The sequence below is a fragment of the Alishewanella sp. HH-ZS genome (genome assembly GCF_001704375.1).
Lineage (GTDB): Bacteria > Pseudomonadota > Gammaproteobacteria > Enterobacterales > Alteromonadaceae > Alishewanella > Alishewanella aestuarii.
This window is the reverse complement of the sequence record NZ_LZEJ01000002.1, coordinates 18493-39851: the sequence shown is the minus strand read 5'-3', so window position 1 is coordinate 39851 and position 21359 is coordinate 18493. Positions and strand designations below refer to the sequence as shown.

General features: G+C 49.8%; 23 protein-coding genes. 9 read left to right on the top strand and 14 right to left on the bottom strand.

The genetic code is table 11. The features are described 5' to 3' along the window. Positions 1-5: 5 nt before the first annotated feature. From aceF to A9165_RS01400, 3 genes are all read left to right on the top strand, one after another. Complete coding sequence (gene aceF, locus A9165_RS01410) at positions 6-1946, top strand: pyruvate dehydrogenase complex dihydrolipoyllysine-residue acetyltransferase (protein WP_065954660.1); 1941 nt, start codon at positions 6-8, stop codon at positions 1944-1946. A gap of 165 nt (positions 1947-2111) precedes the next feature. After that, on the top strand, positions 2112-3521 hold the full coding sequence (gene lpdA, locus A9165_RS01405) for a dihydrolipoyl dehydrogenase (protein ID WP_008985401.1): 1410 nt from the start codon (positions 2112-2114) through the stop codon (positions 3519-3521). A gap of 243 nt (positions 3522-3764) precedes the next feature. Continuing rightward, positions 3765-4706, top strand: coding sequence for a DNA cytosine methyltransferase (locus tag A9165_RS01400; protein WP_065954726.1), 942 nt, complete (start codon positions 3765-3767; stop codon positions 4704-4706). Positions 4707-4723: 17 nt separating this feature from the next. On the opposite strand, the gene A9165_RS01395 is transcribed toward A9165_RS01400, so the two are convergent. Both A9165_RS01395 and A9165_RS01390 read right to left on the bottom strand, forming a co-directional pair. Further along, positions 4724-5692, bottom strand: a complete 969-nt coding sequence (locus tag A9165_RS01395; protein ID WP_065954659.1) for a hypothetical protein — start codon at positions 5690-5692, stop codon at positions 4724-4726. Between the two features lie 4 nt (positions 5693-5696). Next, positions 5697-6797: a ParB N-terminal domain-containing protein gene (locus A9165_RS01390; protein ID WP_065954658.1), complete on the bottom strand. Its 1101-nt coding sequence runs from the start codon at positions 6795-6797 to the stop codon at positions 5697-5699. Positions 6798-7338: 541 nt separating this feature from the next. On the opposite strand from A9165_RS01390, the gene A9165_RS01385 reads away from it, so the two are divergent. Next, positions 7339-7791 carry a DUF4826 family protein gene (locus A9165_RS01385; RefSeq protein WP_065954657.1) on the top strand — a complete coding sequence of 151 codons (453 nt, stop codon included), beginning with the start codon at positions 7339-7341 and terminating at the stop codon, positions 7789-7791. A 133-nt stretch (positions 7792-7924) separates the two neighbouring features. Here the strand turns inward: A9165_RS01385 and A9165_RS01380 are convergent, their stop codons facing one another. Next, positions 7925-8167 carry a type II toxin-antitoxin system ParD family antitoxin gene (locus tag A9165_RS01380; protein ID WP_065954656.1) on the bottom strand — a complete coding sequence of 81 codons (243 nt, stop codon included), beginning with the start codon at positions 8165-8167 and terminating at the stop codon, positions 7925-7927. A gap of 85 nt (positions 8168-8252) precedes the next feature. Then, on the bottom strand, positions 8253-8750 hold the full coding sequence (locus A9165_RS01375; protein WP_065954655.1) for an LURP-one-related/scramblase family protein: 498 nt from the start codon (positions 8748-8750) through the stop codon (positions 8253-8255). Between the two features lie 102 nt (positions 8751-8852). Between A9165_RS01375 and A9165_RS01370 the strand changes: the two genes are divergently transcribed. Continuing rightward, positions 8853-9245: a nucleotidyltransferase domain-containing protein gene (locus A9165_RS01370; protein WP_008609325.1), complete on the top strand. Its 393-nt coding sequence runs from the start codon at positions 8853-8855 to the stop codon at positions 9243-9245. Between the two features lie 122 nt (positions 9246-9367). On the opposite strand, the gene A9165_RS01365 is transcribed toward A9165_RS01370, so the two are convergent. Further along, the gene (locus A9165_RS01365; RefSeq protein ID WP_065954654.1) at positions 9368-9979 is read right to left on the bottom strand and encodes a DUF2459 domain-containing protein; all 612 of its coding nucleotides are present in this window, start codon (positions 9977-9979) and stop codon (positions 9368-9370) included. Between the two features lie 309 nt (positions 9980-10288). Here A9165_RS01365 and A9165_RS01360 point away from each other — a divergent pair, with 309 nt between their 5' ends. Further along, positions 10289-10507, top strand: a complete 219-nt coding sequence (locus A9165_RS01360) for a ParD-like family protein (protein WP_008609322.1) — start codon at positions 10289-10291, stop codon at positions 10505-10507. Next, entirely contained in the window at positions 10488-11282 is a 795-nt protein-coding gene (gene map / locus A9165_RS01355) for a type I methionyl aminopeptidase (protein ID WP_065954653.1), read from the top strand. Before A9165_RS01360 ends, map begins: the two co-directional genes overlap by 20 nt. On the opposite strand, the gene A9165_RS01350 is transcribed toward map, so the two are convergent. The 3 genes from A9165_RS01350 to A9165_RS01340 all read right to left on the bottom strand — a co-directional run bounded on the left by A9165_RS01350 (position 11279) and on the right by A9165_RS01340 (position 12968). Further along, a complete protein-coding gene (locus A9165_RS01350; RefSeq protein ID WP_008950980.1) occupies positions 11279-11527 on the bottom strand; it encodes a DUF3297 family protein in 249 nt (82 codons plus the stop codon). The genes map and A9165_RS01350 overlap by 4 nt on opposite strands. A gap of 254 nt (positions 11528-11781) precedes the next feature. Next, complete coding sequence (locus A9165_RS01345; protein ID WP_065954652.1) at positions 11782-12492, bottom strand: PepSY domain-containing protein; 711 nt, start codon at positions 12490-12492, stop codon at positions 11782-11784. 44 nt (positions 12493-12536) lie between these two features. Beyond that, positions 12537-12968 carry a copper chaperone PCu(A)C gene (locus tag A9165_RS01340; RefSeq protein ID WP_008950982.1) on the bottom strand — a complete coding sequence of 144 codons (432 nt, stop codon included), beginning with the start codon at positions 12966-12968 and terminating at the stop codon, positions 12537-12539. A gap of 194 nt (positions 12969-13162) precedes the next feature. Between A9165_RS01340 and A9165_RS01335 the strand changes: the two genes are divergently transcribed. Then, positions 13163-13642: a TlpA disulfide reductase family protein gene (locus A9165_RS01335; RefSeq protein WP_039925489.1), complete on the top strand. Its 480-nt coding sequence runs from the start codon at positions 13163-13165 to the stop codon at positions 13640-13642. Between the two features lie 29 nt (positions 13643-13671). Here A9165_RS01335 and A9165_RS01330 read toward each other — a convergent pair whose 3' ends face one another. The 5 genes from A9165_RS01330 to A9165_RS01310 form a co-directional block, all read right to left on the bottom strand. After that, positions 13672-14427 carry an ABC transporter substrate-binding protein gene (locus A9165_RS01330; protein ID WP_065954651.1) on the bottom strand — a complete coding sequence of 252 codons (756 nt, stop codon included), beginning with the start codon at positions 14425-14427 and terminating at the stop codon, positions 13672-13674. Positions 14428-14548: 121 nt separating this feature from the next. Then, positions 14549-15715, bottom strand: a complete 1167-nt coding sequence (locus tag A9165_RS01325; RefSeq protein ID WP_065954650.1) for a diguanylate cyclase — start codon at positions 15713-15715, stop codon at positions 14549-14551. Positions 15716-15842: 127 nt separating this feature from the next. Beyond that, positions 15843-17030: a diguanylate cyclase gene (locus A9165_RS01320; protein ID WP_008609305.1), complete on the bottom strand. Its 1188-nt coding sequence runs from the start codon at positions 17028-17030 to the stop codon at positions 15843-15845. 69 nt (positions 17031-17099) lie between these two features. Further along, positions 17100-17795 (bottom strand): cupin domain-containing protein, encoded by a 696-nt coding sequence (locus tag A9165_RS01315; protein WP_065954649.1) that lies wholly within the window; start codon positions 17793-17795, stop codon positions 17100-17102. A gap of 2 nt (positions 17796-17797) precedes the next feature. Then, positions 17798-18169, bottom strand: a complete 372-nt coding sequence (locus A9165_RS01310; RefSeq protein ID WP_065954648.1) for a VOC family protein — start codon at positions 18167-18169, stop codon at positions 17798-17800. A gap of 130 nt (positions 18170-18299) precedes the next feature. Between A9165_RS01310 and A9165_RS01305 the strand changes: the two genes are divergently transcribed. Then, a complete protein-coding gene (locus tag A9165_RS01305; protein WP_065954647.1) occupies positions 18300-19502 on the top strand; it encodes an anhydro-N-acetylmuramic acid kinase in 1203 nt (400 codons plus the stop codon). 78 nt (positions 19503-19580) lie between these two features. On the opposite strand, the gene A9165_RS01300 is transcribed toward A9165_RS01305, so the two are convergent. Further along, a complete protein-coding gene (locus A9165_RS01300) occupies positions 19581-21329 on the bottom strand; it encodes a S8 family peptidase (protein WP_065954646.1) in 1749 nt (582 codons plus the stop codon). Between the last annotated feature and the right edge of the window lie 30 nt (positions 21330-21359).

Here is a 21359-nt window from a genome sequence, read left to right as displayed (position 1 = left end):
TTGTCATGACGATTGAAATTAAAGTACCAGATATTGGTACCGATGAAGTAGAAGTGACCGAGATCCTGGTAAAGGTGGGTGACGTTGTTGCTGCCGACCAGTCGCTGTTAAGCGTAGAAGGTGACAAGGCTTCAATGGAAGTACCTGCTGCCGTGGCCGGCACAGTGCAGGAAATTAAGGTTAAGGTAGGCGATAAAGTTAAAACCGGTAGCCTGATTATGGTCTTTGCCGGTGATGGTGCTGGTGCCGAGGCCAAAACCGAAGCCAAGGCGGCACCAGCGCCAGCCGCCCCGGCTCCCGCAGCAGCGGCCAGTGCCGAGGTTACAAGCGCCGAGGTAAAAGAAGTGCAGGTGCCGGATATCGGTGGCGATGAAGTCGAAGTCACCGAAATTATGGTTAAAGTTGGCGATAGCGTCACGGCCGATCAGTCACTGCTCAGCGTCGAAGGTGACAAGGCCTCGATGGAAGTGCCAGCGCCGTTCGCCGGTGTGGTAAAAGAAATCAAAGTACAGGCCGGCAGTAAGGTGAAAACCGGCAGCCTGATCATGCTGTTCGACGTTGCCGGCAGCGGCAAAGCACCGGCCGCTGCGGCGCCAGCCAGTGCACCAGCTGCGGCTGCGCCGGCTGCTGCCAGCACAGAGCAAAAAGACGTTAAGGTACCGGATATCGGTGGCGACGAAGTTGAAGTGACCGAGATTATGGTCAAGGTGGGCGATACCGTTGCGGCTGATCAGTCACTGCTTAGCGTTGAAGGTGACAAGGCCTCAATGGAAGTGCCAGCGCCGTTCGCCGGTGTGGTAAAAGAAATTAAGGTACAAACCGGTAGCAAGGTGAAAACCGGCAGCCTGATTATGGTATTCGAAGTGGCTGGTGCCGCCAAAGCGGCCGCGCCTGCCGCTGCCAGTGCAGCTGCTACCACTGCTACCGCACCAACAGCTAGCGCCAGCCCAGCGGCTGCGCCAGCAACAACGGCAGCGGCTGATGGCTTTGTGGCCAATAGTGCCTATGCTCATGCTTCGCCGGTGATCCGCCGCTTAGCGCGTGAGTTTGGCATTAACCTGGCCAAGGTAACAGGCACTGGCCGTAAAGGCCGCATCGTGAAAGAAGACGTGCAAAACTACGTGAAGCAGTTAGTGAAGCAGGTAGAAAGCGGTGCGGCACCGGCTGCTGCCTCAGCCTCTACCGGTGGTAACAATATGGGCTTTGACTTACTGGCCTGGCCAAAAGTCGATTTTGCCAAGTTTGGTGCCGTAGAAGAGAAACCGCTGTCACGGATCCAGAAAATCTCTGGTGCCAATCTGCATCGCAACTGGGTACGCATTCCGCATGTCACCCAGTTTGACGAAGCCGATATCACTGGCCTGGAAGACTTCCGCAAAGAGCAGAATGCGCTGGCGGATAAGAAAAAGATGGGCGTTAAATACACCCCGCTGGTCTTTATTATGAAAGCGGTGGCCAAGGCGCTGGAAGAGTTCCCAACCTTTAACAGCTCTTTATCAGAAGATGGCGCCAGCCTGATCCTGAAAAAGTATGTGCATTTAGGCATTGCCGTTGATACGCCAAATGGCCTGGTGGTGCCGGTAGTACGGGATGTTAACAAAAAAGGCATTATCGAATTATCCCGCGAGCTGCAGGACATTTCGGTGAAGGCGCGCGAAGGTAAACTGACTGCCAGCGATATGCAGGGCGGCTGCTTTACTATCTCCAGCCTGGGTGGCATCGGCGGTACTGCTTTTACCCCTATTGTTAACGCGCCGGAAGTGGCCATTTTGGGTGTCTCGAAATCTGACATCAAACCAAAATGGAATGGCAAAGAGTTTGAGCCTAAGCTGATGCTGCCGTTATCGGTATCCTACGACCATAGGGTAATTGACGGTGCTCTGGCGGCGCGCTTTACTGCCACCTTAGCCAGTTATCTGGCCGACATCCGGCAAATTATTATGTAAAAAAGCCATTACGCCACGAAAAGTGGCGTAATTTTCACTCAGCCATGCAATCTATGGTTACAGAGCGGCGGCTCTGATGTTAAAATTCCGCCAATTTTTTCGCCTGACAGCCCTTGCCCTACACTTGGCTGTTGGAAAAATTTACTGATGATAAAAGGTAAAATGATGAGCAACGAAATCAAAACCCAAGTGGTAGTGCTGGGCGCAGGCCCTGGCGGTTACTCTGCAGCCTTCCGTGCCGCAGACTTAGGCTTAGAAGTAACACTGGTTGAAGCACGCAGCACCTTAGGTGGCGTGTGCTTAAACGTGGGTTGTATCCCATCTAAAGCACTGCTGCACGTTGCAAAAGTGATCGACGATGCCAAAGAAATGGCCTCACACGGCGTAACCTTTGGCGCACCGGAAATTGATTTAGATAAAATCCGTGCCTGGAAAGACAAGGTAATTGGTCAGCTGACCAACGGCCTGGGCGGCATGGCGAAAATGCGTAAAGTTAAGGTAGTTAACGGCTACGGTAAATTTACCGGCGCGAACACCTTACAGGTTGGCGATACTACCATTACCTTCGAACACGCTATTATTGCAGCCGGTTCAGAGCCAGTGGCGCTGCCATTTATTCCAAAAGATGACCGCGTAATCGACTCTACCGGCGCGCTGGAATTAAAAGATATCCCAGGCGAAATGCTGGTATTAGGTGGTGGTATTATCGGCCTGGAAATGGGTACTGTATACCGTGCGCTGGGTTCTAAAGTATCAGTAGTAGAATTTGCTGATCAGTTAGTACCAGCCGCTGATGCCGATATCGTTAAAGCCTACACCAAGTACAACAGCAAAAACTTCAATATTATGCTGTCAACCAAGGTAACAGCAGTAGAAGCCAAGAAAGATGGTTTATATGTGACGTTTGAAGGCAAAAACGCCCCGGCTAACCCGGTACGTTACGACAAGATCTTAGTTGCGGTTGGCCGTAAGCCAAACGGCAACCTGTTAGACGCGGCGAAAGCCGGTGTTAACGTCGATGAGCGTGGCTTTATCAATGTTGATAAGCAACTGCGCACCAACGTACCGCATATCTATGCTATCGGTGACGTGATCGGTCAGCCAATGTTAGCGCACAAAGCGGTACACGAAGGCCACGTAGCGGCTGAAGTGATCTCTGGCTTAAAGCACTTCTTCGATCCACGCTGCATTCCATCAGTCGCCTATACCGATCCAGAAATGGCTTGGGTGGGTGTAACCGAGAAAGAAGCAAAAGAGAAAGGCATCGCAGTAGAAACTGCCACCTTCCCATGGGCCGCCTCTGGCCGCGCTATCGCGTCAGCCCGCACTGAAGGCTTCACTAAGTTAATCTTCGACAAAGAAACTCACCGTATTTTAGGTGGCGCCATTGTTGGTATTAACGCCGGTGAAATGCTGGGTGAAATCTGCTTAGCAGTAGAAATGGGTGCCGACGCTGAAGACATCGCATTAACCATCCACGCTCACCCAACGCTAAACGAGTCTATCGGCTTAGCAGCAGAGATCTACGAAGGTTCAATCACCGACCTGCCAAATCCAAAAGCGAAGAAGAAGTAATTTTTCTGAGTTGAGTGTTTGAAACAAAGGCCGCAAATGCGGCCTTTGTCTTAGCTAACAACAGAATAAAACGGCTCAGTCATCCTCAAAATACAGAAAAAAATAAGTTTTAGTTGTTCTAACCAAAGCCCCTCTGTTGACAGTCATTAAGCGAATTTAAAAATCAGAAGGTGAGGTTGCTTGACAACTAGGATGGCCACACATTGTTTTTTCAGTTATAATCGCGTCCAGATGGAGATTATTATGCCAAATGTTGTTTCACTTTTTTCTGGTTGTGGTGGCTCAGACGCAGGGGTTATAGGTGCTGGCTTTGATGTCATTATGGCTAATGACATTATTCCATATGCCAAAGATGTCTATTTTGCCAACCATCCAGAGACAGATTACGTTCTTGAGGATATAAGAAAAATCGAGCATTTTCCTTCGTCCGATCTTTTGATCGGATGTTACCCATGCCAAGGTTTCAGTCAAGGAGGAGTTAGAGAGGCTAGTCGAACAATAAATTATTTGTATCTTGAATTTGCGAGAGCACTACGTTCAATTATGCCAAAGGCTTTTATTGTTGAAAATGTGTCCGGGATGATTAGGTCTAATTTCAAGCATCTTTTAGATGATCAAATTAGAACTTTTAGTGAGGCTGGATATAACGTCAAGGTAAGTGTACTGAATGCGGCAAATTTTGGTGTAGCACAAGAAAGAAAACGTATTTTTATTGTAGGCATCAGAAAAGATTTTGGAGTGGAGTTCGAGTTTCCTCAGCCTACTCATGGACCAGGAAATGAATTAGAATTTACGACTATCAAAGAAGCCCTTGAAGGGTTGCCAGCTTGGCCTGCTGGAGAGTTTTATGACAGAGAGTTTCACTGGTATTATTTGTCAAGAGATAGACGCAGAGGCTGGGACGAGCCATCTAAAACTATCGTTAGTAATGCTCGTCATATGCCGCTTCACCCAATTAGCCCCAAACTTATAAAAGTTGAGCATAATGTCTGGCGTTTTGAAAATGATTCTCCCGCTAGACGATTTAGTTATAAAGAAGCATCTAGGCTACAAGGATTTGATAAAAATTTGGTATTTCCAGAAACTAAAAATAGTTCCTTAAATAACAAGTATACTGTTATAGGTAATGCAGTGCCGCCACCGCTTTTTAAAGTGGTTGCTTCTGCTTTACCCGACATTTGGTAACTTTATATCAAAATAGTCTAAACATTTTCGCGCCGCATATTGATTAAGTAACTTATGTGAGGCGCCTCAACAATATCTTTTTCGTTTAGATTGTACCTTCCCGCTAATCCTATTATGCGAGCTCGATCAATCATAATAACTTGCGCAGGCTTTTTGTCCCAGATGCCGTTAGCTCTTCTTATGTCATGAGGAGCAAAATAATAATTCATACCGGGGTGTTGTGGTAAAATTTTATTACTCAAATTAGCAGGATGTGCTTCAAATTGCTTATGGAATAAATCTGTTAGCGATGCTCCACATTGAGCGAATGCAATCGGTATATTTCCTAGTGTATCTCCCATAGGGTGCCACGCCACAAGATCTATACCGCCGTCACCTGAGTCTCCTGGACGTAACTCGCCTTCTTTCAAAATTAGATCCGCATTCAAGTCCTTAGAAAGTGATTTGAATTTTTCAAATAAAATACCTTTATATCCGTCGCCGATCTGTTGGTTAGCACCGAAAGGCTTGATTATCCATGGCTCCGGCATCATTTTCCTGAAAATATGATATCCTATGAGTTCAAGATTAGATGTTATTTCAGGATAAGCCTTTTTTTCAACATAGCGCAGGCATGATGCAATCAGTAAAGCAATATAAAGTTTAAACTTGTAATTATCAGGTGTTTTATCCAACCTACATTTTAATACAGTATCATGTATCTCAAATGGCCAACTATCGCCGAAGCGATGTTTTCTCGATATCAAGCAGTTTTTAATATCCGCCCATCTTCTACTGATAGCATCATCAAGTGGTCCATCATCCAATTCTTCTTGGTCAATGGCTAAATCTTCAATTTCACCTAAAACATCTTCTAATGCTCCTGCAGAATAAAGCTTATCTTCATTGGTCAGAGCCAGAAGTTCTATATAATCAGCCCAGACATGAATATTGCTCATTCTTGGAGGGTCACCAAGTTTGATTAAAAAATCAGAATTATTGCCCATATATTCACTCGCTGATTTTGCGACGAAGCGCTCTTCTGATTGATGAGAGTAAGTCTTCAGATATGTCTAAAATTTTGGCGACTTGGTCAGCATGTGAATTTTCTATAATGGGGACTTCAGGAAATATCTGGTACGCCGCCTTGATCTTTCTTTCAACATCAACCAGAGCTTTTGTAAAAGCGACAGATGGGCCCTCGCTATATATGTATGCAAGGTCTAGATTAGACTCCTTTTTCAAAACAATAACAGATTCTGGACTCCGTACGACTGCTGCAAGTTTTTTAAGATGCCTAGACTCTCCTAAAATTGTGTTTCCTTGTTGATCCTGAGCATAAATCCAACTAAATATATCTCTTGCTTTATCTTCTTGGAGACCTTTGATATTTATATCAGTTCTACTCTCTAATCCTATATAAGTCGAAATATCTGAATAGGAGAGTGCCGTAGTGAGTAAGCTAAAATCTACATCTTCATCGCTAACATGCTGCAGGCCATAAAAAGACTTATTTTTCGCATCATCATAAACAGCCAAACCTGTAAGCATCTGCGCAACGTAATCTCTTCTACTACCAATTTCTTTTGCTATTGCACGGAGCATAGTCTCGTCATCAGTTGAATTAAAAAATTCATTTTTTAACTGTTCGATGTAACGAGCTTTTGATAGAGAATCCCATTTTTTTGCACCAGTAATATGACGATATCCTAGATAACGTAATATGTCTCGACGTTTGTGAAAGACAATACATGGAATCTGTTGAGGTTTGTGTGTAGCGCTTTCTCTTAGTGCTTGGATAGAAGGTAATTGTCCATCACCAAAATCACCATTAAGTAGTTTCAATGCTGCTAATCGACGATTACCTTCAACGACTGTGTATTCACCATTCTCACCCTCAGCGACTAGTAAAGGTTCCCCATGAAAGTAATCTTGCTCCCCGATAGACCCCATTAATTCCTGAACATTTTCATTGGTGACCATTCGTTCGAGAACTTCTGCTAGAGGCTGCTTCTCATCACCGAATAATCGTGAAAATCTTGGATTTTCGGGATCAAAAGTAAGTTTAGACAAATCAATAAATTGAATTTCTCTAGAGTCATGTTTGCTCATACTTATTAAACCTTATTGTTTTGGAAGACTATTGCGGTAGCCGAGAGCTTTAACCTCTGCTAGGGGTTCCAAGCCTAATATCGCTGATTGATGCAAATAGACTCATAAACACTTGAAAATCAAAAGTATAGGAAAAATTTAAGATTTGTCATCTCTTAGCTTAAAGTTATCTGCAGCTATTAACATCGAATATGCTCGCTTATTTTCTTTCTTTTGTCATCACTTTAGTGTTTTCGATAACCTCATTTCTGGCAATCTGGAATTTGAACCACCATAACTATGTACATAGTTTTGTGAATGGTTGTATGCAAAAAAGATGGGACCTTCGGAGCCAGATACCAAGGCCTCTAAACTGGGCACCTGTGGTTCGGCTCATACATCCAAGAAACCCACAGCAAAATGCTGGAATAGCTGTAACCCAGGGTAACTTGTCCAATTAGGCGAAATGCGCTCCAGACATCGTTAGCTTGCGCAGTAAAGTTTGGCAGAAGTTGTTACCATAGCCATAGGTAACAACTGTATTCAATGCTGGAGCTTGAAGATGGATTTAGACGATGCGCAAGACTGGGCCTGGTGTGACAGCCAGTTTGCGGCCATTGAAACTTACGTAAAAACCCAGCAAATCCCGCATGGTATGATTTGCGACTGGCCGGAATGGTATACCGCGCCTTATGTTGGGTTATGGGCAGTAGAAAACCCAGAGGATCCGGGGTTTGTTGGGCACTGGATCCTAGCCGGCGATAGCACCGGCGCACAGCCCCAACCCGTGCCATTTGATCATCTTAGCGCCACCGATTTACCCGAACCCCGTGATGCGATGGCTGCTTTTGCGCGTAAATGGACCACGCTCGCCGCAGCCGCCAATAAAGGTATAGGCTGGCAAGGCAGCCCGGAGCTTAGCGGCGATTTGGCCGCCAAGGCGAAACAACTTAGTCGTCAGGCGCAGTTGTTGGCGTTGTGGGCGGCTGATGATGAGTTATGGGATTTGGATTAACCTGACCTTTGACCGGGGGCAGATACCGAAGCGCTGTATCGAGGATCCTATTTTGGCTATTCAAACAAATGCTGTGTGGCTGCCATTTGCTGGTGCAGTATGCGAAGGACGTGCAGCGGCCAGCCGCGAGAGCTTATACATTGTGTTTTTGTTTTACCTGAGCGGCGATCTGGCTAAGTGTTAAATCACTTGCCCCGCTTTGTTCGCCGGCCAAAACAGCCTGCCGTAGCGCGACCATTTGTTTTTCCTGACGCTCCAGCAACCTTAGCGCAGAGCGAACTACCTCACTGGTAGAACCGTAACGACCTGTGGCAATCAATTCGCTAATAAAGTCGTCTAGCTGCGTGCCAATAGTCACACTGGTTGTTCTGGCCATGAGTAGCTCCTGTATGATTAATTAACACAAATTGTAGCATTCAGGCTTGCGCAGTCAAATGTGTCAGTGGGGATTCGCCAAACTCTTAATCCCCCACACCCGAATTACGATCACTATGCTGCAAGCGGTCAATCACTATTACTACGGCCAAGAGTTGCGCTGTCCACTCCGGTTTTAGGATCTGCACCGCATAGGTATCAGACCAGCTAAACCATTTTTTTGAAATACTGGCAATCAGCTGGCCCTGTTGGCGGATTTCGTATTCGTGTTGCCAGAAATTGCCGGTCATCTCTAGTTGCCCGTGCGGCGTTTCCACCACAAAGCGGCTTTTTAACAACGCCCAGAGCCGCTTGCGCACCAGCCATTCGCTGCCATCGTTATTAACAATCCGGCAGGCGGGTAACAGCGTCAGGTATTTGCGGCGGATCTTTAGTAGTGGCTGGGCGCTGGCATTAAATAGCGTTTGGCTGCTGCTAAAGCTAAAGACTTTACCTTTTACCATGTAGGCCGCACGGCCGCGCTCATCTTCAATGCTAAAGCTATCGCTTAGGCTAAGCAGTTTTTGTTTAATCAGATATTTCATAGCGGTTGTCCTTGCCTTAGCTCGCTGGGGCCTTGCTCACCATTTTGCTGAAAGTATGTTAACTTATACATAAACCTGATGCGTGATTTTTAAGGTGTTTTTATGCAGCAAGCCGCTGTGCTTAATCGTTTAGTATCGCTGGCAGCCGCCAATTCTCAGATAGCGGCATTGTGGCTATACGGCTCGCGTGCGCGGGGCACTGCTGGTGACGCCAGTGACTACGATTTGGCGGTACTGTTTGCTGACTATCAAAACGATCCGGTTGAGCGTCGTTTGGCGCCGGAGTTACTGGCGTTGGATTGGCAAAGCGAGCTACCGGATATTCAATTATCTGTGCTTGATGTGCAGCAAGTGCCACTACCACTGGCTTTTACTGTAGTAAGCGACAATACCTTACTGTATTGCCGCGATGATTTTGCCCGGCTGGAGTTTGAACGCCGCACGCTGTCAAAGTGGGAAATTGATTATCTTTACCATAAGAGGCACTTTGGTTAAGTGCGCTGGTGCACGATTATTTAAATTTTAGCGTCGATGTATTGCAGCGGGTATTAGTGCAGCGGCAATTTTTACAGGTCTTTCAGTTTATTCAGCTCGCCAGTGCAGCGTTACGATAACGGCTAACGCTGTGTAGGTTCCGCATTCTTAACCTGCCAATTGCCCCATACCGGGTTACCCTTTACCTTAAGCCCCAGCGCTCTTAACCAGTCGGCGGCCTGATGGTTGGAGTTATAGTGCATGGTATAGGGCTTATCGCTGGGGATAAAACTAAGATGGCGCTCAGGGCTATAAAAAGGCGCGATCTGACTACGCTGAAATTGTTGCTCCAGGGTTTGGATCAGGGCATCGACTTTGGCGGCTTCAACTTGAAATTGCCAGCGCTGGCTAATACCAACGCCGATTTGCGCTTCAAGGTTTTCTCCGGTGCTGGCCGGGGCGATCTGTTGCCGGCCCAGTGCGCCTTTGCTATCCAGAAATAACGCCCGGCTGCCACTGGCCAGGCTTTGCTCGTTCGCAACATACCAGGCCCAGTCACCAAAGGAATAACGCAGCCGGCTTTGATCGGCGGCGGTCAGCAGAATAGAGCTGTGGCGACCATGCAGCAGTAACTGCACTTCACGCGGCTCTGCCACCTGTGCCGGCAAGCTAATGGTGGCGCTGCAGCCGCTTACTAGCAGCAAGGGTAAGCAAATTAACAGTATCAACACTCTTTGTATCAAAACGTTCTGCATCAATGCTCTCCCCATAAGTATTTTGTGCATAACTATTTTATGCATAACTACTTTGCGCATAACTACTTTGCGCTTTAGTGGCCGCATCCTGGCTCCTTAGTCTTTACCTATAACGGCGACGATTTTTCTGGCCCAGGCTGACCGCGCGATGTCAGAGCGGCCTTTACATCATAATAGCGACTTTTGGCGCAGGCAGCGCGGATCTGTATCCGGTTGGATCGCGGCTTAAGGCGCTTGCGATTATTGCGCTAGGAATGAATATATACTTCATATATAATTCGTATATTGCGAACTGCAGGAGTCAGGAACTTGGGTATTGTAAAAATTGCCGATGAGCTACACGAAGAAATCCGCAAAGCCAGTGGCGCTATGTCGCGCTCGATTAATGCGCAGGCGGAGTTTTGGCTAAAAATGGGCATGCTGGCTGAGCTGCATCCGACCCTTAATTATCAGCAATTGGTGGTGATGTTGTTACAGCAGGCTGATGTGAAATGGGCGGGGGGCCTGGATGAGCGGCGTTCAGCTTAAAACGGCAGCCGAGCTGGCATTACAGCGTGAGGCTGGCCGGTTGTTAACCCGGGTGTTTGCGATGCTGGATACTGCGATCACGGCCGGAATTTCAACCCTGCAAATTAATGAACTGGCTGAGCGCTATATCGTCGATGAGTTACAAGCCCGCCCGGCCAGCAAGGGCCAGTATGGCTTTGCCTATGTGCTAAATACCTCGGTGAATGAGGTGGTGTGTCACGGCGTGCCGTCGGCCAGTCAACGCTTAAAAAACGGCGATATTATCAACGTCGATATTACGCTGGAAAAACATGGCTTTATTGCCGATTCCAGCAAGATGTATCTGATTGGCGAGGTGGCACCGGCGGCCCGGCAGTTGGTGGCCGACTGTTATCAGGCGCTGTGGCTGGGTATTAAAGCGGTTAAGCCAGGCGCCCGGCTGGGGGATATTGGTTTTGCCATTGAACAGTTTGCCGTAAGCCGCGGCTATAGCGTGGTGCGGGAATACTGTGGGCATGGCATTGGCCGCGAGATGCACGAAGCGCCGCAGGTGTTGCATTATGGTGCCGCCGGCAGCGGTATGCTGTTAAAGCCCGGCATGGTATTTACGATTGAGCCGATGCTTAATCAGGGCAGCGCCAAGGTGAAAACCAAAAAAGATGGCTGGACTGTGGTCACACGCGATAAGAAATTATCGGCACAGTGGGAGCATACCGTGGCGGTAACAGAAAACGGGGTAGAGGTATTAACGCTGCGCCCGGAGGAGCTGGCGCAGCAGTTAGCAACAGCTGGTTAGCGGTAAAAGGCTTCTACGGTACCTTTTACGGTCAGTAATAATGGCTGGCCACGGCGATCCAGTGCCTTGGCGGAGGCGACCTTTACCCAGCCTTCGCTGATGCAATATTCTTCCACGTCAAAACGCTCTTTACCGTTGAGCTTAATGCCGACTTCATGCTCAAAAATTGCCGCATCATAGAATTTGCTGCGTGGATTTACTGATAAACGGTCTGGTAAGGTCGGGCGGGTGCTGCTGTCGGTCATCTTGATTCTGCCGTTAAAATTGCGATGCGGCATTGTAGGCAATGCCGGCAGCGCACTCAAGCCTATACTCAATGGATTTCAAAATGCACGTAGGCGGCAAGGCCGTGAATCCCCATGAGCTTAGCCATACTAAGTGATTGGGCCGGGCTGGCGCTCCAGTTCACGAACGCAGCCAACACCCGTGCATTTTGAAAGACGAGAAGTATATTTATCAGCCCGGATAAGCGCACTGGTGCCGGTAAAACGCCCGGGTGCTATGCGGTATAGCGCCGTCTTGGGCGCAGCCGCTGCCAGAGTAGTACCAGACCGGTGAGGGTAAATAGCAAAGCTGCGGCCGCGCTGCTAATTAACAGCGGGTTATTAAAATTACTGCGGTCGCGGTAATCCATAATATGCAGCATCCAGAAAAAGTCGAAGATGCGCCAGCCCTGGGTTCTGACCCGCTGCACTAGGCCGGTTGCCGGATCCAGGTAAAAGGTGGTGTGGTCGGCATCGCTAAACTGTACCTGCCACAGCGGTGGTGTCAGATTTTTCACTTCTGCTGGCAGCTGCGATAGAAAATGGCTTTGTCGTAACTGGCCAGCGCCAAGATATTGGGCGGCTGCCAATTGCCGGATCTGCGGCTCGGTTAATGGTTCCAGCATGGCACCTGTGGCCGCGTGATAGCGATATAACTGTCCCTGATCTGCCACCAGATAGACGGGTATAGCGGCGAGTTGCTGCTCCTGCAGTATAAGTCGTTGGCTCAGCGTCAGGCCGGCACCGGCCTGATGTTTCGCCAACACAGCGGCGGGAGCCAGTGCAGCGCTTTGCCAGTCGCTGGCCAGGGTTTGGCGCAGATGTTCACCCCGCACCTGTTCAATCGGCATAATGGCCATCACCAGGCCGCTCAAAAACCAGCAGATAATCTGAATGACCAGGATTAGGCCCAGCCAGTTATGTAGCCAACGGCAAATTTTAAGCATGCGGCATCCTGCGGCGCGAAAGAGGGCCTTGGGCGTTAAAATGTCTAGCGGCGCGGCATTTCGGCCAGCGGCAGCTCAAAGTCCTGGCTGCTGCCATCGGCGAAGTACAGCGAAACCCGGACGCTGTCGCCGAGGCGCAGTTCGACCTGAGGTTCGAATAGCATCAGATGCAAACCACCGGGTTGAAACACCAGGGTAGCACCGGGCTCGAGACTAATCGACTCGACTTCCACCATCCGCATCACGTCGTCCTGGCGGATATGTTGGTGCAATTCCACCCGGGCAAAGGCCGGGCTGCTGGCCTTAACCAGCTCCACTTCATGGCTGGCACTGTTTTCTGCGGTAAAGTAACCGGCGGTGACGGTTCTGCCCGGCATCGGCAGCCGTACTTCGCCCTGTTTTAATACTAAGGGTGCGGCGGCAACAAGGGGTGACGTGAAACCAAGCAGCAAGATCAAAGCGGGCAGAAAACGCATAACAGGTCCTTGATAGAGTAAGCCATATCCTGCCTACGGTAGCGATAAAGCGGCACCCTGACAAGTGATGAGCCAGCGGGTGCGACAATATGTCGCACTGCTATTGCCTTCAGCCAATTGTCAGGGGCAGGCTGGATCTTGATCAGCAAAGCAGGCTACAGTCTGCCTATGATTGTTGTCTGGCAGAGTTGTGCATGAAATCCTGGATTCTAAGTATCGTATTAGCGCTGGCGATTTTTTTTGGCCTAAGCTGGTATAAAGAGCGGCCATTATTAGCCAGCGGTACGCCCGCGCCAGCCTTTATTGCCATTGCGGCCGACGGCGCTTTGTTCCGCTCTGCTGAGCTGGAGGGTAAGCAAACCCTGTTATATTTTTTTGCGCCCTGGTGCGGCATCTGCCGCTTAAGTATGCCTAACCTGAAGTACCTGCAGGCCGATAACGACGGACTGGCCGTTTATGCCATTGCCTTACAGTATGATTCGGCAGAGCAGGTGGCAGACTTTGTCGCCGATCTGGATTTACAGGTGCCGGTATTGTTGGGTAATCAACAACTAGCGGTCGATTATCAGATCCAGGCATTTCCAACCTACTATGTGCTGGATGCTCAGGGGCAGGTCACGGCGAAATCCTTGGGCTACAGTACAGCGCTGGGGCTTTGGTTGCGCAGTCGCTAGCGGCTGGCACTACTTGTGTCAGCTGCAGCCTACTGCGATTCCTGACTGAGTAACTTTTCCCGCGACAATTCAATTTGTTGCCAGAGCTGGGCGCGTCGCTCTGCGTTAAGCTTGCTACTTTCGCGGCTTAACGCCAAAAAAAGCGGCTGTGCCATAAACCGCGGTTCGAGCTTACGGATCTTGTCGGCCTCGGGATGGCCTTTGAGTTGCGTTACCGCCACCTCATCCGGCAGGACATAACCATCCAGCCGGTGCTTTAAAACCAAATCAATGCCGGATTCCAGAGCTGCATCCAGCTCTCGCAAAACCCCCAGCTGCTGCAGGCGCAGCTCTGCCACATAACCTTTGGGAGCTGCTAAGCCATGTTCTACTCCGGTGAGTTGCTGGCCGTCCCACTGCAGAACGCTGTCAGTGCGGGTATAGATAGAATAATTCAGATGCAGTAATTGCTTGCTTGGGTCCAGGCCCAGCTCTGATCTTGGGAAGTGGTATGCCAGATCGCGTTCTGCAGTCCAGCCGACACCGATCACGCCATCTAGCTCACCGCGGCTTGCCGCCGCCAGACAGCGGCGCCAGGGCAGTCGTTGTAATTGATAGGGCACGGCCAGGCTTTGTAAGGCATCAGCCACAACCTTAGCCTGAAACTCAAAAATCTGTTCTAGTCCAATCCCCAGGCTGGTTTCTACGGTCGATTTTTCCTGTAATTCATAACAGAGCAGCAAAGGGGAATGAGCAAAGACGGGCCGACATAATAGCAACAGCGCAAGTAAGGCGTATTTTTGCATAGTTATCCGCCTGATAAGAGGGGCGCGGCACAGTGCGCGTTGCCTAATAATTAACCTAAATTGTCTTGCGGTCAACTTTAATTCAGGCGGCCGTACGCCACCCTGTTGCCGTTCTTTGCGATTAATCACTGTTTGCTGCCTGAAAGTGCAGGCTCTGATTACGCCCCTGTTGCTTGGCGCTATATAGAGCCTGATCTGCCTGTTGTACCAGCTCGTGGAAATTTTGCCCTGAAACCAGGGTGCTAATGCCAATACTGACGGTGAGTTTGAGCGCTGGTACCTCGTCAATAATGCTATTGTCGATATGTTGGCGCAAACGCTCTGCGACTTTTAGTGCCTCGTCGGCGGCAGTGCCCGGTAAACAGAGTAAAAACTCCTCGCCACCATAACGAAACAGGCTGTCATAAGGGCGTAAATGACTTTTGGCCAGGGCCGCCACATGGCGCAACACCGTATCACCTGTCAGGTGGCCGTAGGTATCGTTTACCTGTTTGAAGAAATCGATATCGAACAGTAAAAAGCTACAGCGATCCTTAGCGCGAACGCAGCGCTGAATTTCACCCTTTAGTCGCTGCTCCATATGGTGACGGTTAAGTAAGCCGGTCAGAGCATCATGATCTGAATAGTACTCTAACAGTAGTTGTTGTTTACGGTACACAGTAAGTAAGCTAGCACTGAAGCTAAGTAGTGCAAAAGTTGTCAGGGCAAAAAAGCCCAGACTATGAATGTGCTGAGTAGAGAAGGGTAAGGGCAGCTGCAATGGTTCTGCCAGTAATAGCGAATACCGGATACTGATTTGGACGATGTTAAATACCAAAGCGACAGTAAAAAGCGTTAATGGTAGTTTTAGACTCGTATCAAAACGGCGATAAATCACCCAAAGCGCTGCAAGGTTCACGCTTATAATTAGCGGAAATGCGACCAGCAACCGATTGCTCAGAGCCGCTTGGGCGAACAGACTGAAATGAAACAAATAGTAGGCTGCGCAAACCGACAGCACAACAAATAGGGGTAGTCTTAAATGCAGCAGCTTGGCCAGTCCGGCCAGTATAAATAAATGGATGCCAGCAACAGCGACATTATTGGCAGCCGGGAGCAGCCAGTACGGTACAGCCACGCCTAATTGCAGCAGACTACCTAACAGTGCACTGCTAACCAGGCAACAGGCGGCGCAAAACCAATAACGGATATAGCGTGCGGCAGGATATTGGTAACACAACAGCAGCAAGCTGCCGGCGGCGGCCAGGCCGATAAAAAGGTTCACCATGGCGAGGGTGAGTATGTCCATATACGTAGTACCCCTGTTAGATCAATCCAAGACTAACAGAATAAGATAATTAATGCTGTGCTTAATAAGAGGTATCTTAGCTCATTTTTCTAAAAAAGAAACATTTGCTGCTGGATTTTGGCTGTGATTAGTCCGAGATAGCAGTGGCATGTTCTAATTTGACGGCGGAAAAGCTTTGTACCTGATTGCGGCCGCGGAACTTTGCCATATAAAGCGCTTGATCGGCATGCTTTAGCAAGCTTTGCCAATCTGCCGTTCCCGGGCTACTGGCCACGCCAATACTCACGGTGAGCGTAAAGGGCTCTGTTGCCTGCACTGCTTGCTTTTCGATGCTGTGACGCAGCCGCTCAGCGATCTGTAGCGCTGTAGAATGGTCGGTATCCGGTAAGCAAAGTAAGAACTCTTCGCCACCAAAGCGAAACAACAGATCATAATCGCGTAGCTGTTGATCGGCGATCCGCGCGATATGCTGTACTGCCTGATCGCCGGCAGCATGGCCAAGGGTATCGTTAATTTTCTTGAAGTGATCAGCATCCAGCAACAGCAAACTTAAGCTGCTGCCCTTGCGCTGACAACGATTAAATTCGGCTGCCAGCCTGAGGTCCAGGGTGCGGCGGTTTAATAAGCCGGTTAGCGCATCGCGCTCAGATAGTTGCTGTAACATCAGTTTTTGTTGTCGGTGGCTAAGCATAATAATGCAGCAAAAAATCAGAATGGCGAAAACCGTCAGGCAGAAAAAACCTATGCTATGCACCAGAGCGCTATAGTTTGTATTAAGAACCTGGGTTTGCTCCAGTAGCAGGTAAGTAGATCGCCCTCCAAATTGCAGGATATTAAAGATAAAGGTCGCCATAAACGCCAGATAGACCTTACCCAGTTCTGAATGCCGGGCCTGCCAAAGCATGGCAATACACCAGAAATTAACCAGCAGTACTATCGGGATATTGAGAAGCATCCGGTACCCAAGGTTGTTGCTGATATAGTCGACAAAATGCAGGGCATAAATCAGCATAAACACCAGCAATAAACCAAAGCGTTTACCGGGTTTTTGCAAATGGCGGTGAATACCTGCAGCCAATGCCAGGCTGGCGCCAACACTCAGGCTGTTGGTCAGGGCTGGAAACAACCAGTACGGCAGGGGGTAACCGGCATAGCGCAAGGCGCTGAAACTGGCGTTTAGCAGCATGCACAGGCCGGCCAACACAAAATAGCGCTGGTAACGGAATTGCCGATCTGCACTATCCTGCAATACCAGCACGGCGGTTGCCACCAGCGCGATAAAGGCATTGACAATAGTGAGTGTTAACAAATCCATCACAGGCTAGCTTTATCAGAAAAGGGCGCAAAATCTAGCACAAAAAAGCAACAGCTGGCAATCACGACCTTAACTAAAGGCAGCGATAAATTTGTCACCCAGTAAATTGGCGCCTAAGTGTCCGGTTTTAACATAGATCAGGGCGCCAGTCTCGCCAGTAAAAGGGGTATGGCTGCTATAGCGGGGATTGCGCAACCAAGTACCCTTGGGATATTCCGCAAACTCATCGCGGAAAACACCGTCCAGCACCAGGATTTCCTCGCCACCGGGATGGGTGTGGCGGTTAAATTGGGTATTGGCGGCCCAGCGCACTAAGGCGGTGTTAACACCGTTATGCTCATGTAAAGGCAGTACACTTAGCCCAGGCACTAAACCGGGGAGCCAGCTCCTATTATTGGTATCAATGACCAGCTTAGTGTGATCGTCAGCGGCAAATTGCCAGAGTTTTACCAGCAGCAGACACCCCTGCTCAGAGTAGGGCTGGTGGTTACTGCCAGGCGGATTGCGCAGGTAGCTGCCAGCCGGATAGTGGCCGTGTTCATCTGAAAAGATGCCGTCCAGCACCAATATTTCTTCACCGCCATCATGGCGGTGGCTGCTATAACCTGAGCCTGCTGCATAACGTACCAGGCTGGTAGCGCGTGCGACTTCGTCACCAGCACGGTCTAACATCACCCGGCTTACACCGGGCAGAGGGGATGGCACAAACTGTTGTTGGCCCGGCAACAGCACTACCCGGGCACTAAAATCGGCGTTAATCTGCATGCTTAACCGAAATGGCAAAAGCAAAGTTTATTACCATCGGCATCCTTTACATAGGCACCGTAGAAGGTATTTGGAATGCGTTGACCCGGTGCACCATCGCAAGTGGCACCCAGCGCAATGGCTTTATGATACAGCTGATCAACCGCTGCTTTTGAGCCTGGAGCCAAAGACACCATATTGCCATTACCTGGCGTTGCGGCTTGCTGATTGAACGGAATACAGACAGCCAGCATGGGTTCTTTCATGCTCTTACCAAAAAAAGTGATTCGATCCATATTCAACAAGGTTTTGGCCCCAAGCTCACCCAGTAAATCACCATAAAACTTGCGGGCTGCAGCAATATCACTGACACCTAAGGTTACATAACTAATCATCATTTTCTCCGTTCATGGTTCTGGGGTAGTATGGGTTAGCACTGAGTGATAACAGTGTACGGCGTAAGTATACGAACGAAAGCGGCGCCTGGTGTTGTTGTTTTAGAAAAAAATTAAGGATGCGCTACGCATGCATAGTCACATAACCAAGTTATATCAACTGGCCGCCAAACCCAGCCGCCGCATTATCGGTTTAATGAGTGGGACTTCGTTAGATGGGCTGGATATTGCGCTGTGCTTAATTAGTGGTAGCGGCCAGCATACCAGCGTCACCGTCGAGCAGTTTATCACCGTGCCTTATCAGGATGAATTTCGCAGCCGGGTGCAGGCGGTATTCGCCAAACGGCAGGTTGATTTACAGCAACTGACGCTATTACATCCGTGGATTGCCCTGCAGCATGCGGCTATGATCAATCAGGCGTTACGCGACTGGCAGATACCGGCATCAGAGGTGGACCTGATCGCCAGTCACGGTCAGACCGTCTATCACTGCCCGTTGCGGCAGCATCAGGACCCGGAGTGGGGCAATGCTACCTTGCAACTGGGAGATGGTGATCATCTCGCGGTGCATACCGGCATTATTACCGTCAGTGACTTTCGGCAAAAGCATATCGCGGCTGGCGGCGAAGGCGCACCGCTGGCGGCCTATGGTGATTATTTACTCTTTGGCTCGGCACAGGAAAACCGTATTCTGCTGAATATCGGTGGTATTGCTAATCTTACCTATTTGCCGGCAGATGCCGATCTGAACAAAGTATTTAGTACGGATCTCGGACCGGGAAATACCATAATGGATGCCTATGTCCGGCAGCATTACCCTGCCTTGCAATATGATGCCGATGCCAGAATCGCCAGCAGTGGTAAGGTGGCGCCGGCATTATTAGCGGCGCTACTGCAGCATCCGTTTTTCAGCCTGAGTTTGCCTAAAACCACCGGGCCTGAAGTGTTTAATTTGCAGTACCTGCAGTGCGCGCAGCAACAAAGTGGCTGTGTTGCTCTAAGCCCGGCAGATGTGCTGGCCACGTTAAACTGCTTTAGTGCGACAGCCATTGTGCGTTTAGTACAGCAGCTATCGGCATCAACAGCGCCTACAGTTATTTACGCCAGTGGCGGCGGTATCCATAACCCGCTGTTAATGCGGCAAATACAGCAGCAACTGCCACAGTTTCCGCTGCGAACCACTGCTGAACTGGCGATTTTGCCTGACGCCAAAGAAGCCGTGTTATTTGCCTTGCTGGCGAATGAAAGTGTTGCCGGAAGCTCTGACACCTTTACCGCGACCAGTCGTGCGATGCCAGCCATTACTATGGGTAAAATCAGCTTTGCTGACTAGGGAGCCTTTACCTTTGCTTTAAAAAACAACGGTAGCTTGCGCTACCGTTGTCACGTACTTATCTGGTACTGACTTAAGTTACGGATTGTAACTCACTGTCAGGGTCACACCGCTGAAACTGCTGTAAGCACGGATACTAACGTGCCATACGTCAGCAGCTGGGTTACTTATATTGCAAGTTTCATTGTTTCCTTGCAGATAGGGCCGGCAATCGTAAGTCGTGGTAGTCGGTCTGGCGCCGCGACGAACATAGAGATCAGCATCGCCGGTACCACCGGAAATACTGGCGGTGAGCGTCCGCATACCAGCAGGTACCGTGACAGTGTAGTGTAGCCAGTTATTGGTGGTGGCAGACAGATTGGGCACAGTACCGCCACCGCCGGAGCCGCCAGACCCCTGAGCAGCTTGTACAGCGGCATTGGCATCGACAATGCCGGTACCACAGCCACTGCAGGTTGCCGGGAAGCTACGGGCGGTATTTTTCAGGATGGTTTCAATTTCATCCGGAGTGGCGGAGGGTTTCACCTGCTTAATCAGTGCAGCAACACCGGCAACGTGTGGCGCGGCCATAGAGGTACCCTGACTGTAGCCGTAACTGTCGTTGCCCGGTGTAGTGCTGCCAGAGTTATAGGTAGACAGTACGCCATTTGGGTCATTGGCTGAGGTCATCTGACCACCCGGGGCCGCAACATCAACGCTGGTACCGGTATTAGAGTAGTTGGCGCGACCGCCCTGACGGTTGGTTGCGGCGACGTTAACCACGCCGGCACAGTTACCCGGGTTAAAGTTATTCGCATTTGAGTTGCTGTTACCGGCGGCAACAACAACGACAGCACCACGGCTGCGCGCCTGGTTAATCGCATTCTGAGTGGTGCTGGAGCAGCTACCAGAGCCACCCAGACTCATATTGATGACACTGGCTGGATTCGCGTTAGCCGGTACGCCCGACACAGTGCCACCGGCTGCCCAGATAATACCGTCAGCAATATCAGAGGTATAACCACCGCACTTACCTAATACCCGCACCGGTACGATCTTGGCGTTATAAGCAACGCCGGCAACCCCGGTGTTATTGTTGGTAACAGCTGCAATGGTACCGGCCACGTGCGTACCGTGCCAGCTGGAAGCGCGGAAGGAGGTTGGTTGACCGCCGCCACACTCGCCGGCATTGGTCCAGTCTCCCGGATCGCGGGCATCGCTGTCACGGCCGCCGCCATCATTGGCGATAAAAGTATCGGAGATCATATCGTAGCCAGGCAGAATATTGGCATTCAGATCCGCATGTGGCCGGTAGCCGGTATCCAGTACCGCCACGACTACACCTTGACCTGTGGCTCTGTCCCAGGCTGCCGGGGCGCGAATACCGCCGGTATTCTCATAGTAATGCCATTGGTTGGCATACTGGGTATCGTTTGGAGTCAGAGCTGCTTGTAGCAGCACATCCTCTTCGACTAATTCTACTTCATCATCTGCTGCCAGTTGACTGAGCAGTGCCGCTGTTTCCTTGGCCGACAGGCGACGATCGGCGCTAAATACCGCATGGCGTTCCAATGCGGTTTCCCGCACAAACTTCACTGACTTGCCGGCACGCTGACTAAAACGCTCAGCTTTGGCCTGCATCCGCTCAGCCCGGCGCTGTTGAGCGACGGCTGCCGGCAGACTGCGTGTCAGATTATCGGTCTGGCTTTCTTTATACTTAACAATAACCCGGGTAACCGGGCCATCCTGATATTGGTTGTTATCGTCTGCGTTTGCGGCATTTGTTAACAATGCTGCGGGTAGGCACAGCAGTGCAAACGCATTTAGTTTGAAATATTTCTTCGGCATAGTATTACCTTGTTTCTTGTTATGAGTTCC

Excerpts from the sequence above, each read along its gene's own strand:
- aceF (WP_065954660.1), top strand. The coding sequence starts at position 6 with ATGACGATTGAAATTAAAGTACCAGATATTGGTACCGATGAAGTAGAA.
- lpdA (WP_008985401.1), top strand. The coding sequence starts at position 2,112 with ATGAGCAACGAAATCAAAACCCAAGTGGTAGTGCTGGGCGCAGGCCCT.
- A9165_RS01400 (WP_065954726.1), top strand. The coding sequence starts at position 3,765 with ATGCCAAATGTTGTTTCACTTTTTTCTGGTTGTGGTGGCTCAGACGCA.
- A9165_RS01395 (WP_065954659.1), bottom strand. The coding sequence starts at position 5,692 with ATGGGCAATAATTCTGATTTTTTAATCAAACTTGGTGACCCTCCAAGA.
- A9165_RS01390 (WP_065954658.1), bottom strand. The coding sequence starts at position 6,797 with ATGAGCAAACATGACTCTAGAGAAATTCAATTTATTGATTTGTCTAAA.
- A9165_RS01385 (WP_065954657.1), top strand. The coding sequence starts at position 7,339 with ATGGATTTAGACGATGCGCAAGACTGGGCCTGGTGTGACAGCCAGTTT.
- A9165_RS01380 (WP_065954656.1), bottom strand. The coding sequence starts at position 8,167 with ATGGCCAGAACAACCAGTGTGACTATTGGCACGCAGCTAGACGACTTT.
- A9165_RS01375 (WP_065954655.1), bottom strand. The coding sequence starts at position 8,750 with ATGAAATATCTGATTAAACAAAAACTGCTTAGCCTAAGCGATAGCTTT.
- A9165_RS01370 (WP_008609325.1), top strand. The coding sequence starts at position 8,853 with ATGCAGCAAGCCGCTGTGCTTAATCGTTTAGTATCGCTGGCAGCCGCC.
- A9165_RS01365 (WP_065954654.1), bottom strand. The coding sequence starts at position 9,979 with ATGCAGAACGTTTTGATACAAAGAGTGTTGATACTGTTAATTTGCTTA.
- map (WP_065954653.1), top strand. The coding sequence starts at position 10,488 with ATGAGCGGCGTTCAGCTTAAAACGGCAGCCGAGCTGGCATTACAGCGT.
- A9165_RS01350 (WP_008950980.1), bottom strand. The coding sequence starts at position 11,527 with ATGACCGACAGCAGCACCCGCCCGACCTTACCAGACCGTTTATCAGTA.
- A9165_RS01345 (WP_065954652.1), bottom strand. The coding sequence starts at position 12,492 with ATGCTTAAAATTTGCCGTTGGCTACATAACTGGCTGGGCCTAATCCTG.
- A9165_RS01340 (WP_008950982.1), bottom strand. The coding sequence starts at position 12,968 with ATGCGTTTTCTGCCCGCTTTGATCTTGCTGCTTGGTTTCACGTCACCC.
- A9165_RS01335 (WP_039925489.1), top strand. The coding sequence starts at position 13,163 with ATGAAATCCTGGATTCTAAGTATCGTATTAGCGCTGGCGATTTTTTTT.
- A9165_RS01330 (WP_065954651.1), bottom strand. The coding sequence starts at position 14,427 with ATGCAAAAATACGCCTTACTTGCGCTGTTGCTATTATGTCGGCCCGTC.
- A9165_RS01325 (WP_065954650.1), bottom strand. The coding sequence starts at position 15,715 with ATGGACATACTCACCCTCGCCATGGTGAACCTTTTTATCGGCCTGGCC.
- A9165_RS01320 (WP_008609305.1), bottom strand. The coding sequence starts at position 17,030 with ATGGATTTGTTAACACTCACTATTGTCAATGCCTTTATCGCGCTGGTG.
- A9165_RS01315 (WP_065954649.1), bottom strand. The coding sequence starts at position 17,795 with ATGCAGATTAACGCCGATTTTAGTGCCCGGGTAGTGCTGTTGCCGGGC.
- A9165_RS01310 (WP_065954648.1), bottom strand. The coding sequence starts at position 18,169 with ATGATTAGTTATGTAACCTTAGGTGTCAGTGATATTGCTGCAGCCCGC.
- A9165_RS01305 (WP_065954647.1), top strand. The coding sequence starts at position 18,300 with ATGCATAGTCACATAACCAAGTTATATCAACTGGCCGCCAAACCCAGC.
- A9165_RS01300 (WP_065954646.1), bottom strand. The coding sequence starts at position 21,329 with ATGCCGAAGAAATATTTCAAACTAAATGCGTTTGCACTGCTGTGCCTA.